This window comes from Pseudomonas sp. RIT-PI-r (assembly GCF_001297015.1).
Classification (GTDB): domain Bacteria; phylum Pseudomonadota; class Gammaproteobacteria; order Pseudomonadales; family Pseudomonadaceae; genus Aquipseudomonas.
Genome location: NZ_LIGE01000025.1, coordinates 31374 through 44139 on the forward strand (window position 1 = coordinate 31374; position 12766 = coordinate 44139).

At 57.1% G+C, this 12766-nt stretch carries 8 protein-coding genes and 1 pseudogene; 2 read left to right on the forward strand and 7 right to left on the reverse strand.

All coding sequences use genetic code 11. The features are described from left to right. Positions 1-119 precede the first annotated feature (119 nt). The 5 genes from AK821_RS12210 to AK821_RS12230 all read right to left on the reverse strand — a co-directional run bounded on the left by AK821_RS12210 (position 120) and on the right by AK821_RS12230 (position 7081). Positions 120-1541 (reverse strand): efflux transporter outer membrane subunit, encoded by a 1422-nt coding sequence (locus AK821_RS12210; protein ID WP_064389874.1) that lies wholly within the window; start codon positions 1539-1541, stop codon positions 120-122. After that, entirely contained in the window at positions 1538-4729 is a 3192-nt protein-coding gene (locus tag AK821_RS12215) for an efflux RND transporter permease subunit (protein ID WP_064389875.1), read from the reverse strand. The genes AK821_RS12210 and AK821_RS12215 overlap by 4 nt, the downstream gene beginning before the upstream one ends. 15 nt (positions 4730-4744) lie before the next feature. Beyond that, positions 4745-5998, reverse strand: a complete 1254-nt coding sequence (gene mexE, locus AK821_RS12220) for a multidrug efflux RND transporter periplasmic adaptor subunit MexE (protein WP_064389876.1) — start codon at positions 5996-5998, stop codon at positions 4745-4747. 267 nt (positions 5999-6265) lie between these two features. Next, positions 6266-6718: a DUF805 domain-containing protein gene (locus tag AK821_RS12225; RefSeq protein ID WP_064389877.1), complete on the reverse strand. Its 453-nt coding sequence runs from the start codon at positions 6716-6718 to the stop codon at positions 6266-6268. A gap of 15 nt (positions 6719-6733) precedes the next feature. Beyond that, the gene (locus tag AK821_RS12230) at positions 6734-7081 is read right to left on the reverse strand and encodes a DUF4190 domain-containing protein (protein WP_064389878.1); all 348 of its coding nucleotides are present in this window, start codon (positions 7079-7081) and stop codon (positions 6734-6736) included. A 360-nt stretch (positions 7082-7441) separates the two neighbouring features. On the opposite strand from AK821_RS12230, the gene AK821_RS12235 reads away from it, so the two are divergent. Both AK821_RS12235 and AK821_RS12240 read left to right on the forward strand, forming a co-directional pair. Next, positions 7442-8848 (forward strand): McrB family protein, encoded by a 1407-nt coding sequence (locus AK821_RS12235; RefSeq protein ID WP_064389879.1) that lies wholly within the window; start codon positions 7442-7444, stop codon positions 8846-8848. Between the two features lie 2 nt (positions 8849-8850). Beyond that, entirely contained in the window at positions 8851-10179 is a 1329-nt protein-coding gene (locus AK821_RS12240; protein ID WP_064389880.1) for a hypothetical protein, read from the forward strand. A 22-nt stretch (positions 10180-10201) separates the two neighbouring features. Here the strand turns inward: AK821_RS12240 and AK821_RS12245 are convergent, their stop codons facing one another. Both AK821_RS12245 and AK821_RS12255 read right to left on the reverse strand, forming a co-directional pair. Next, positions 10202-10675 (reverse strand): LysR substrate-binding domain-containing protein, encoded by a 474-nt coding sequence (locus tag AK821_RS12245; protein ID WP_236708307.1) that lies wholly within the window; start codon positions 10673-10675, stop codon positions 10202-10204. A 791-nt stretch (positions 10676-11466) separates the two neighbouring features. Then, a pseudogene (locus tag AK821_RS12255) lies at positions 11467-12629 on the reverse strand (IS3 family transposase). Between the last annotated feature and the right edge of the window lie 137 nt (positions 12630-12766).

Below are 12766 nucleotides of genomic sequence, written 5' to 3' on the forward strand. Positions count from 1 at the left end.
CTCCTACAGGGAGAAGGTTCGAGTATTAGGCAGGCACAAAAAAGCCCCGCGACCGAATGATACGCGGGGCAAAGAATCTGGTTGGTTGCGGCCAACCAAAGGAGCTCTTTAACAATCGATTACTTGCTGGCGACGGTCTCCGGCTGCCAGCCGCCACCTAGAGCCTTGTAGATCGCGACGATGCCGCGATACAGATCGACTTCAGCCTGGGCTTGAGTGTCTTCAGCGTTCAGACGCTCACGCTGCGCATCGAGCAGCACAAGGAAGTCCGTGGTGCCTTCGCGATAGCGGATTTCAGCCAGATCAGCGGCCTTGCGGCTCGATTCACTCTGACGAATCAGCGAGATCAGGCGTTGCTGACGTTTGCCGTAATCACTGAAAGCGTTTTCCGACTCCTCGAGGGCCAGCAGCACTTGCTGCTCGTAGGTCGCCAGCGCGCCTTCGGCTTCAGCATCGGCGCCGCGCAAACGGGCGCGCACGCTGCCAAGGTCGAACGCCGCCCACGTGATGCTCGGACCGAGTGCCCAGGCGTTGGCCGCCGAGGAACCGATCTGTGAACCACGCCCGGCCGTCCAGCCGAGGAAGCCACTAAGGCTGACCCGAGGAAACAGGTCGGCTTTCGCCACGCCGATGCGCGCCGTGGCCGAAGCCAGGTTGCGTTCCGCACTGAGAATGTCCGGGCGACGTTGCAGCAGTTCACCCGGGTCACCGATCGGCAAGGCCTTGGCTATCGCTGGCAAGTCTTTTGGACTCAGGTCGACGGTCAGCTTGTCCGGGCGCTCGCCCAGCAGGGTAGCGATGCGGTTCTTCTGCCGAACCTGCTCCGCCTGCAATTGCGGCACGCTGGCTTCGACCGAAGCCAGGCGTGCATCGGCACGCTCGACATCGAGTTGATCGCCAACACCGGCGTCACGCAGGCTGATGGTGATCTTACGCGACTCCTGCTGGTTGTTCAGGTTGGCCACGGCGATCTTTTCCCGCAATTGCGCACCACGCAGTTGGCCGTAAGCGTCCACCAGTTCGGCAATCATGGTGACTTGCAATTGATACAGATCGGCTTCAGCGGCTTGCTGGTCGGCGTCGCTGGCTTCCAGATTACGCTGGATGCGCCCGAACAGGTCGAGTTCCCAGGCCATGTCCAGACCGAGGTCATAGCGTTCACTATTGACCCGGTTGGTGGTCTGGCCAGGGATTTGGCCCTTGGCCAAGTCACTGCTGGCGCGGCTGGTGATGGTTGGCATTGCGTCATTGCTGGCGTCGTCGCGGATCGCCCGGGCGGCTTTCCAGCGGGCGAATGCCACGCGCAGTTCACGGTTGCCTTGCAGCGATTGCGTCACCAACTGGTTGAGGGTCGGATCGTCGAATTGCTGCCACCAGATGCCTTCGAATTTCGTACGGTCGAAGTTCTTTTGCCCGGCGGCGCCATCGGTAGCGGCCGTGATATTGGCCGCCTCCGTGGTTGGGGTCTTGTAGTCGGGGCCGACGGCGCAGGCACTGAGGGCCAGCACCAGCAGGCTCGGCAGGAAGACTTTCAGACTCATTGTTGCGCCTCCAGTGGCTTTTGAAGATTGAGCGCCTTGGCTGCTTTGCGCTGCTCACCGCGTTCGACGAAATTACGGATCAGTACGTAGAACACGGGCGTCAACAACAGGCCGAAGAAGGTCACCCCGAGCATCCCGGAGAACACCGCCACACCCATGGCGTGACGCATCTCGGCACCGGCACCGCTGGAGAACACCAGTGGCACCACACCCATGATGAACGCGAAGGAGGTCATCAGGATCGGCCGCAGACGCAGACGGCAGGCTTCCAGTACTGCAGCGAGCGGGCCGAGACCTTCTTCCTGTTTGTCCTTGGCAAACTCGACGATCAGAATCGCGTTCTTACAGGCAAGTCCCACCAGTACGATCAAACCGATCTGGGTGAAGATATTGTTGTCACCGCCCGAGATGATCACGCCGGTAATGGCCGAGAGCAGGGTCATCGGTACGATCAGGATCACCGCCAGTGGCAGGCTCCAGCTTTCGTATTGAGCCGCGAGTACCAGGAACGCCAGCAGTACGCAGAGCGGGAACACGAACAGCGCAGTGTTGCCGGACAGAATCTGCTGGTAGGTCAGGTCGGTCCATTCATAGGTCATGCCGTTCGGAAGTTCTTCCTTGAGCAGTTTTTCGATGGCTTTTTCGGCCTGGCCAGAGCTATAACCCGGGGCTGCGGCACCGTTGATTTCAGCGGTGATGAAGCCGTTGTAGTGCATCACGCGATCCGGGCCCGAGGTGTCGCTGACCTTGATAAAGGTCGCCAACGGGATCATTTCGCCTTTGTTGTTACGGACTTTCAGCTGACCGATCTGATCGGATTCGAGGCGGAACTGCTGTTCGGCCTGAACGTTGACCTGATAGGTGCGGCCAAAACGGTTGAAGTCGTTGGCATACAGCGAACCCAGGTAGATCTGCAGGGTGTCGAAGATGTCGCTGACGGCCACGCCGTGTGTCTTGGCTTTTTCACGGTCGATCGCGGCATCGACCTGCGGCACGTTCACGGTGTAACTGGTGAACAGGCCAGCCAGTTCCGGCACGCTGTGGCTCTTGTTGATGATGTTCATGGTTTCTTTGTACAGCTCGTCGTAGCCCAGGTTGCCCCGGTCTTCGATTTGCAGGCGGAAACCACCAATGGTGCCCAGACCTTGTACCGGCGGTGGCGGGAAAATCGCCATGTACGCTTCTTGAATGTTGGCGAACTGGCCGTTCAAGGCCCCGGCGATTGCACCGGCGGACATGCTCGGGTCTTTACGCTCGTCGAACGGTTTCAGGGTCACGAACACGATGCCGGCATTCGGGCTGTTGGTGAAACCGTTGATCGACAGCCCCGGGAACGCTACGGCGCTTTCCACGCCTGGCTGTTTCAGCGCCAGATCAGACATGCGCTTGATCACATCTTCGGTGCGATCCAGGCTCGAAGCGTCCGGCAATTGCGCGAAGGCCACCAGGTATTGCTTGTCCTGGCCCGGCACGAAACCGGTCGGGGTGCTGGAGAAACCGAAGAAGGTCAACACCATCAGGCCTGCGTACAGGAGGAGGGCGATGCCGCTGCTGCGGATAACCCGACCCACAGTGCCGACGTAGCCATGGCTGGCACGGTCAAAGAAGCGGTTGAACGGACGGAACAACCAGCCACCGAAGATCTTGTCGAGTGCTTTGGAAAAGCGGTCTTTCGGCGCGTCGTGGCTTTTCAGCAAGACTGCGGCCAACGCTGGCGACAAGGTCAGCGAGTTGAATGCCGAGATCACCGTCGAGATCGCGATGGTCAGTGCGAACTGCTTGTAGAACTGCCCGGTGAGACCGGAGATGAATGCCGCCGGAATGAACACCGCACACAGCACCAGTGCCGTGGCAACGATCGGACCGGTCACTTCACGCATGGCGCGCTTGGTGGCTTCCACCGGGTTCAATCCGAGTTCGATGTTCCGTTCAACGTTCTCCACCACCACGATGGCGTCGTCGACCACGATACCGATGGCCAGTACCAGGCCGAACAAGGACAGCGCGTTAAGCGAGAAGCCAAACAAATGCATCACCGCAAACGTACCGATCAACGATACCGGCACCGCCACCAACGGAATGATCGAGGCGCGCCAGGTTTGCAGGAACAGGATCACTACCAGTACCACGAGGATCAGTGCTTCAAAGAGGGTGTGAACCACCGCCTCAATCGAACCGCGCACGAAGATCGTCGGGTCATAGACGATGCTGTAGTCCATGCCTTGCGGGAAGCCTTTCTTCAACTCGTCCATTTTCGCCCGAACGTCGTTCGAGATGTCGATGGCATTGGAGCCTGGACGCTGAAAGATCGGGATGGCTACGGCCGGCTGATTATCCAGCAACGAACGCAGCGCGTATTGGCTGGAACCCAGTTCGACGCGAGCGATGTCTTTGAGGCGAGTGATTTCACCGTCGTCGCCTGCACGAATGATGATGTTCTCGAACTCTTCCTCTGAGACCAGACGGCCTTGAGTGTTCACCGATAGCTGAAAGCTCTGGGCATTCGGGGCTGGAGGCGCGCCCAATTGACCGGCTGCAACCTGACGGTTCTGCTCACGAATCGCGGTGACCACATCGGTCGCGGTCAGGTTACGCGAAGCAGTTTTGTTCGGGTCGAGCCAGACACGCAGCGAATAGTCGCCCATACCGAACAGTTGCACGTCACCGACGCCGTTCAGACGCGCCAGCTCATCCTTGATGTTGAGGATCGCGTAGTTCGACAGGTAGAGCATGTCGTAGCGTTTGTCCGGCGAGGTCAAGTGCACAACCATGGTCAGGTCGGGCGATGCCTTGTCGACGGTGATACCGATGCGCGTCACTTCCTCGGGAAGTTTCGGCTCGGTACGGGTCACCCGGTTTTGCACCTGCACCTGCGCGTTGTCCAGGTCTGTGCCCAGGGCGAAGGTGATGGTCAGGGTGATCTTGCCGTCGGCGGTCGACTGCGAGGACATGTACAGCATGTTCTCGACGCCGGTAATCGCTTGCTCCAGCGGAGCGGCCACGGTTTCACCGATGACTTTAGGGTTGGCACCCGGGAAGTTCGCACGTACCACCACGGTCGGTGGCACGACTTCGGGATATTCACTGATCGGCAACTGGAACAGCGAGATCGCACCGGCGATCAGGATCAGCAGCGACAGCACCGCTGCGAAGATCGGCCGTGAAATGAAGAATTGGGAAAAATTCATCGGAGTTGTCGTCCCTTAACCGCGTGGGGTCGTGGCGGCCAGCTTCACAACCGCACCGGACGCACCCTTGGCAGGGGCGACTTTGGGCAGGTTGCTGGCTTCCAGCGCTTGACGTTGTTGAGCGAGTGCCGCGATGGTCTGTTCGCTGGCCATCGGTACCACTTCAGGGGTGACCGGCGAGCCAGGGCGAACCCGTTGCAGACCCTTGACGATGATCGTGTCGTCCTTGTTCAGGCCTGTACGGACGATGCGCAGGCCTTCGATTTTCGGACCCAGTTCGACGGCGCGGTACGCGGTTTTGTTGTCCGCATCCATCACCAGCACGACCTTTTTGCCGAGGTCGGTACCGACCGCTTCGTCGTTGATCAGCATGGCGTTGTAAGTGCCGCTGCCGACCAGTTTCAGTCGTGCGTACAGGCCCGGGGTGTAGGTGCCGTCGCTGTTGTCGAACACCGCGCGACCACGGATGGTGCCGGTTTTCGGGTTGACCTGGTTGTCGACGAAGTTCATCTGACCCAGGTGCGGATTGCCGTCCTCGTTGGACAGGCCCATGTACACCGGAGTCGTGGCGCCACGCTGACCGTTACGGGCCAGTTGGGTGTATTTGAGGAAGACGCGCTCGTCAGCGTCGAAGTAGGCGTAAACGCGATCGGTGGAAACCACGCTGGTCAGCGGCGTAGTGTCTGCGGTCACCAGGTTACCGGCGGTGATTTCGGCACGGCTGACACGGCCACTGATCGGTGCGGTCACGCGGGTGAAGCTGAGGTTCAGTTTGGCCAGATCCAGCTGCGCCTGCAGGGCACCGACAGCAGCTCGGGCTTCTTGAGCCGCACTGGTACGCGAGTCGGCGAGTTCTGCAGAAATCGCGTTGCTGGCACGCAGGCGTTCACCGCGACCGGCTTCGTTTTCACTGCGGGTGGCGTTGGCGCGGGATTGGGCTACGAGGGCTTCGAGGCGGCGCACCTCAGCCTGGAACGGACGCGGGTCGATCTGGAACAGCAGGTCGCCTTTCTTGACCAGCGCGCCTTCAGTGAAAGCGACTTGATCGATCTGGCCGGAGACCCGTGGACGGATTTCAACGGTTTCCGGCGCCTCAAGGCGCCCGGTGAATTCGTCCCACTCGTTGACCGGTTGCTCGATTACCTTGGCCACGCTGACTTTGGCAGCAGGCGCGGTGGCGGCAGTCTCCGGAGTCTTGCCGCAGGCGCTCATCACCAGTACGGCCAACAAGGCCAACGGGAAGCGCAAATGTTTGAGTGACTGTTCCATGGATGCATCCGCCAATGTATTGAAGATGGGCGGATGATGATCGGCGGGGTGTGATGGCACGAATCGAATGAAGCAAAGGTAACTATCATTCGGAATGATATAAGACCCGAACGAGCCCTCTAGTATGCGTCTTTCGTTAGGGGGCTATCAATATCCGTGATGAAAGTTTCATGATGCGTTGCGTAGCAAATCACGGTGCAAATCCGCAGGCCAGAAACAAAGAGACGGCCATGAAGGCCGTCTCGATCAGCTAGATGCCGATGTGTATCAGTTGATGCCTTTGCGGTTCGGACCGAAACGGTTCGGGCCCGGCTGGCTGTCTTGCGCCAGGAACACCAGGTTGACGATTGGCAGCAGCAACCACCAGCCGCTACGATCGGTGTCGTGCATACGACGTACACCAACGGCAATGCTCGGCACTAGCAGCGCCAGATTATAAAGACCTTGCAGAACCCCGCCGGTTTTGAAAAAACCGTCAATGAATCCCATAACGAACGCAACACCCATGCTGATCAGGAAGAACAACCAGTATTCACGGCGCGTAGCACGACCGTTGAATACCGCGTAATTCTTCAATGCTTCAAGGTAAGGATTGCCCGTCGAAATGGCGGGGCCTTGTGCATAGGACTGTTGGGTTGCCTGAGGCGCCCCGCACTGTGGGCAAGCCACGGCCAAAGTGCTTATTTCCTTGGCGCAACCGCGGCAGAAAACCATGCTCATATTTTTTCCCTAAAATTATTCAATCGATAGAAACAGCAAAACCAACGCGGTAAGGCCAGACAAAATGATGCCGGCGATCGCAAGGTTTCTTCCTGAGTGTTTTTGGTTGATGCAAATGATGCCGCAGGCGAGACCGGCGATGCTGATAAAACCAACACCGAGGATCGTTTCAGCGTCCCATTCGGAATCATCAAAGAGCGTGAGTGCGCAGATAATTCCGAGGATCATCGAAACGATGGCTAGCCAAGGTACTTCGGCTTGCGTTTGCGGCACGAAGGCCTGTTGGCTGGCCCCGCACTGGGGGCAAGAGAGCGCCGTTTCGTGAAGCTCCTTGGCGCAAGCACGACAATAGACCATTGCCATCGTTTTCCTTAACTGAGTGCGAAATCCCCGACCTTCCGTAGGCCGAGGCGGCGCTAAGTTAATCTTTATTACCAAATTTGTCATTAGGCACTGTGCCACTAATGGCATTTTTGCCCTTGTAGAAGCTGTGGTGGGTGGTTCAACACTCCTTTGAGAGCCTCAAGACCTATAAGTCCCGAGCAAGCGCCTGACATGCACATTTCGCTAGGGGGCTATAAATCTGTTTGGTGACAAATCTGCGTAGCGGTGCGTGCAAAGGTCATGACCGCAGATGAAATGATTGCATTTGAATAGTGGCTCTATGATGTTATTTTTCGCGACCCATTTCCTGTTTCATTCGCTCAAGGAGAAAGAGCACTCATGGTTGAGCATCAGTTGATCCTGTTCGGACCGCCCGGCACCAGTAAAAGCCATCGGGCCCGGACGACAAAGGCCGAGGCTCTGGGCGTGGACGATGCGCAGATCGTTCCAGTCGCCTTTCATCCGGATTACAGCTACGGCGAATTCGTTGCGCGATTGATGCCCAGAACTCGGGAAAATCAGATCGAGTATCGCGTCCACGCCGGGCCTTTCCTGCGTGCGTTGGCGCTTGCCTATAGTCATCTGCCTCAGGCAAGTAACGGTCAGGCATCGCAGAACGTATTGCTGCTTGTCGATGAGATCAACCGCGGTAATTGCGCAGAAATTTTTGGCGATGTGTTCCAGTTGCTTGATCGTGATGATGAGGGCTGGTCGAGCTATGCGATCAGTGTTTCCGATCTGGTGATCGATGCGCTTGAGGCCGAGCTTGCACTGCTCGGCCACAACAGTCCTTTTCCCGATTTGAACAAGCGACTGGCGGATACGCTGAAGCAGCGTCAGTTATGCTTGCCGCCGAACCTGATCATGATCGGCACGATGAACACCAGCGACGAATCCGTGTATTTCATGGACTCGGCGTTCAAGCGTCGCTGGCATTTTGAATTCTGTGCTGAAGAGTTCAGCAATGACGTGCCTGCCAGCCAGAAAAAGGCTCTCATGCCGTCAGCACATCATTTGACTTGGGAGACATTCGTCACCGCGCTGAACCAGTTCATTCGAGACCGCTGCACAGCCCCAAGGCTCGATGACAAGCTGGTGGGGCCTTGGTTTATCAAAGGCAGGCGCGAGCCGGATAGAACTCTGGCCGATGTCTACCCAAAAGAACTGAACAAGCTCATTGCCGCGACCGGCATGATTGGCGACCCCGCCAGCGGTGTTCGGCAAAGCAGAGCGTTCGACGATGACTTGAAGACGCTGGCTGACAAAATGTCCGAAGCCAATCGCAAGCGCTTGCTGAAGGAGGGTGGCCATGATCCAAAAGCTGAACTCAAGTTCACAAAAATCCGTTCCAGTTCCGGCCATGCAAATCAGTACTACTGTTCAAAGACCTCTCCAAAGAAGTTCAAGTCGGACACCAAAGGTCTGATTATCGAAGACTATTTAGAGCAGCTTGCCAGGTTCAAACTGCACTCTGAAGTTCACCGCATTGAGCGCGCCGATATCGTGGGCAAGTTGTTCCTCTATTTGTGGGACAACGTCTTTGATCGTGACCGGTCCCCGTTGTGTACGCTGCTCGCAATCGAACAGCGTGAGCTGCGCACCTTCGGGCAGTTTGCCACGCGGGTCGACGAGTTCATTAAATGCTTGTGCCCACCCCCTGATATCCACGAACTACTAAGCGCCGCGTTCGTTGAGGCTGCCCTGGATCTGGAAGATGATGCATTGCCTGCATCCGACGAGGCCTGACGATGCTGCTCGACGACATTGAACGAGTCGAAAGCGACGGCGAGGTGGGACTGTTTCGCGAAAAGGATGGGCGCTATCTGTTGAAGGTGCCCCATGGCATGAGCGAAGTGAACAGCGCTGAGGCGTTGTCGCTGCTTTACCGTTGTTTCGTAGTGTTTCGCCGAACCCAGCGCGAGCATGAGGTGCTGACAGCCCATGATGGTGTCGAAGCCGATGACAAGGGCAATGAGCGGGCTGACGACGGAATGGCGTTCCACGACGCGCTGGCGCTGGACGAGTTGTTCGATCGTGCCGACCCACGCAGCCTGCTTTCAATGTGTGAGCGGCGCGGTCGCAGTGTCGATAACCCATATCGCCGTTTTGATCGACATCTGCATCGTGCGCTGTTTGATCAACGAGGCGCGGCTTACTTTGAGTCGATCCAGCAAGACCGTCGGTTCGGTCAGTTTGGCAAGGCGGATATCCTCGGCCTTTACTGCTTTCTGGCGCTGGATTTTTATCGGGGTTTTCTCAAAGTCGATCCCCGATGTGCCTGGGGCAGTTTCGTTGTTGAAGGCGAAGCGCTGGCGCAAGATTTCCGCCACCGTTACCTCAGCGCCGAAGACTCGCTCTATTGCGGTGATGCGCTGTCACGCCAGCGCAGCCTGAGCCATCTGCGCCACTTGCTGCAAAGTATCGACCGCTGCGCGGCACCTCGCGACGCTCACTATTATCAGTTGCACGATGCGCTGGAGCGATACCTGCATGCAGGTACACAAAGCAACCAGGACACCGGGCTGATATGGGGCGTTGGAAAATTCTGGGCAGTCTGGGAATCAGTCTGTTTGTGTCATGGGTTGAACGAAGGTGAAGGCAGGCTCGAAGCTTTCCAGACTTGCGATGATCAGCATCTGCCACTTGGAATAGCCGATGCCACGACGCTAGCCCGCTGGCAAAAGCAGCGCTACAGGATTTTCGCTCGCAACCACATCAAACGGCGCCCCGATCTGGTCAAGCAGGAGGGTGAAGTCTGGACGGTGGTGGATTTCAAATACTACGAGCAGGCTACTTTAAAACGGCCCAAGTGGAGCAAGAATGCTGAGCTCGCCAAGGAAGAGCGGGACTTTCTGAATCTGGAGGCCTACGGGCTGCTACTGCATAACCATCTGGCCAGAGAGGGGTTGAGCGAGCACGAAGTCTGGCTGGAGATGTGGTTGCCGGGCGAGCGAGAGTCATGGTTCGAGTTTCGCGGCGAACCGGCCTGGGACCCGCCGCTGCGTGTGCGTACGCTGGCGACCACCGAGCTGATCAAGGCATACGCTGATCAATACCAGTGCTCGACACGGTCCTGATCCCATCACCGCCGGGCGCCAGCTACTTCTTCGGCATGGTGGAGCGCTTTACCGGGCCCTTGCTGCTCAAGGTACGCCGCGCGGCATGGACCGCACGCTCGGAAAGTGCTTCCATGCGTGGCGATTGCAGTTCCCAGGCATGCCAATAAAGCTCGATATCGGTGAAATGCCCCGGGGCCACATCCACCAGATCCCGACTTTTCAGCGAATCGCTGACCTGCATATACGGCACCATTCCATAACCCAGCCCTCGGCGGATAGCTTTCAGGCGTGCCTCTGGAAGTGACAAGTAGTGAGTGGGATAAGCGTCTGCGTGCAGGCCGAAGCGTGACTGCACGAAATCAGACTGCAATGTGTCCTTGCGAGAATAGGCAAATACTGGTGCCTTGCGCGCAGCAGAGCGATTCAGGCCCTTGGCAAACCAGCGTTGTTGAAAGTCTGGTGATGCCACCAGTTGATAACGCATCGAGCCCAGCAACTCTGCAAAGTATCTCACGCATCGGCTCTGAACGCGTGCCGATACAGCCGATTACTTGGCCACTTTCCAGCAGTGCGTAGGTGTGATCCTGATCTGTCGTACTGGATTCGAAGAGACAGATGGGTGACAAACTGCACAACTTTAGAGAAGGCGGGTTATATCGACAGGTTTGTCCAAGGGTTTTCCAGTGAAACACCTTGGCGGTTGTTGATACTGCAAGAAAGTGCCAGTAAGCAGGCCGTCGGAGGTGATCTTGTATACGGTGTGGAGAGAGTTGTCGGGATGAAGCCCTACGTGGATAGTTACATTGACCTACTGAGTGGCAGTGACAAAAGGGCAGCACTAGATACGGATCATGTCATACGCCGTCGTATGCAAGAGAAGTACCTGGTATCGAGAAGTCAGGATATTTGCTCCTTGTATCAATTTCTGCTGGAAGGTGAGACACCAAAGTGACTCTGTAGGCCTATACCTTCTGACGGACGCTAAAACGTTGAAAAACAGGATAGCTACGCGCATCAAGCGACAGCTACCCGGGACCGAACCACAGGATCTCGACCCTTGTTTCAAAGACTATCCGGATCCCCAAAGAACATTTTGACATGGCTCTAGGACGGTTATTTCAGGTCGAAAAAAAAGAGTTGTGCCCCCATTTGTGCCCCCACTTGCATCGGCTGTGTTAGCGATCGTGAATGGCGATTCCTGATAAACACCAGTGTGGCTTTGGCTAGCTTTCAGTGTACGCCCTGAAGTCAGTATTTAATGTTCTTGTGACAGTCCTCATCCTGCTTCGGCGTTGCGTGTAGTGGTCAACTAATCCCGGACACGACGTTAAGTTTTTCTTCGGCCCGAGCTGGCGCCAACCCACCGTTGAATTGATGGGGTCGAACCCAGTTGTACTGATGCATCAAGAAGTGACTGATATCGCGCAGGGCTTCTTGAGCCGTTCTGTAACCCGTGGTCGGTATCTATTCCGTTTTCAAGCTGCGAAACACGCGCTCCATTGGCGCGTTGTCCCAGCAGTTTCCCCGGCGACTCATGCTCTGGCGCATGCGATAGCTCCACAGCCGCTGGCGAAATAGACGGCTCGCATACTTTGACCCTTGATCCGAGTGAAACAACAGGCCCTGAGGCCTTCCTCGTTGCTCGTAAGCCATCTCCAGCGCCTTGATAACCAGATCGGCGTCCGGCTTTTCCGACAATGCCCAGCCCACCACTCGACGCGTGCAAAGATCCAGCACGACCGCCAGGTAATGCCATTTCCCCTGAACCCAGATGTAGGTGATGTCGCCGCACCACACCTGGTTGGGTGCCGGAACATCGAACCCCCGATTCAAGATGTTCGGGATATCCAACCGTTCAACTGTAGCTCGATTATAGGCATGTGATCCGGGCTGTTTACTGACGAGGTCAAGCTCGCGCATCAGACTGCGCACTTTGAATCGACCGAGCTGCTCACCGTCGTCACGCATCAACGACAGGATGCTGCGGCTGCCCGCAGCACTGCGACTTTGCGAGAGCAGCTCGTTCACCCGGCTGCGCGACCGAAGCCGTTCGACATCCGGCGTGCGGCGCCTAAGACGCTGGGCGTAGTAGCACGAGCGGGTGACTTCAAACACCTTGCACAGCCAAACAACCGGCTCATGGACGCTCAGCTGATTGATCAGCGCGTACGCTCGTGATCTTCCGACATCAAGAGCGCGGTAGCCTTTTTTAATATCGATTTTTCACGTTCGAGACGGGCAATCCGGGCTTCCAACTCCTGGATTTTCTGCTGTTCCGGGGTCAGCGCTTTGCTCTGTGGAGTGACGCCTTGGCGCTCCTGCTGAACCTGATCAACCCAGCGGCGCAGGGCCGACTCGGCGACGCCGAGTGAACGGCTGGCTTCGATGTAGCTGTAGTTTTGCTTGAGTACGAGGGCGGCAGCCTCGCGTTTGAATTCAGCAGAAAAGGAACGGCGATGTTTGGTCATCTGACACTTCGATCTGGCGAGCATTCTCGCCTAAATGGGTGTCCGGTTTCATTAGACCACTACACTAATACGGCTGTCCTTACGATCAAGGGACCCCAGAAGGCTCTCGTCTTCCTCTGAAAGCTTCTGGTCCTTGA

Bases quoted from the DNA above. Each gene is read 5' to 3' on its own strand.
- AK821_RS12210 (WP_064389874.1), bottom strand. From the start codon at position 1,541: ATGAGTCTGAAAGTCTTCCTGCCGAGCCTGCTGGTGCTGGCCCTCAGT.
- AK821_RS12240 (WP_064389880.1), top strand. From the start codon at position 8,851: ATGCTGCTCGACGACATTGAACGAGTCGAAAGCGACGGCGAGGTGGGA.
- AK821_RS12225 (WP_064389877.1), bottom strand. From the start codon at position 6,718: ATGAGCATGGTTTTCTGCCGCGGTTGCGCCAAGGAAATAAGCACTTTG.
- AK821_RS12230 (WP_064389878.1), bottom strand. From the start codon at position 7,081: ATGGCAATGGTCTATTGTCGTGCTTGCGCCAAGGAGCTTCACGAAACG.
- AK821_RS12215 (WP_064389875.1), bottom strand. From the start codon at position 4,729: ATGAATTTTTCCCAATTCTTCATTTCACGGCCGATCTTCGCAGCGGTG.
- AK821_RS12235 (WP_064389879.1), top strand. From the start codon at position 7,442: ATGGTTGAGCATCAGTTGATCCTGTTCGGACCGCCCGGCACCAGTAAA.
- mexE (WP_064389876.1), bottom strand. From the start codon at position 5,998: ATGGAACAGTCACTCAAACATTTGCGCTTCCCGTTGGCCTTGTTGGCC.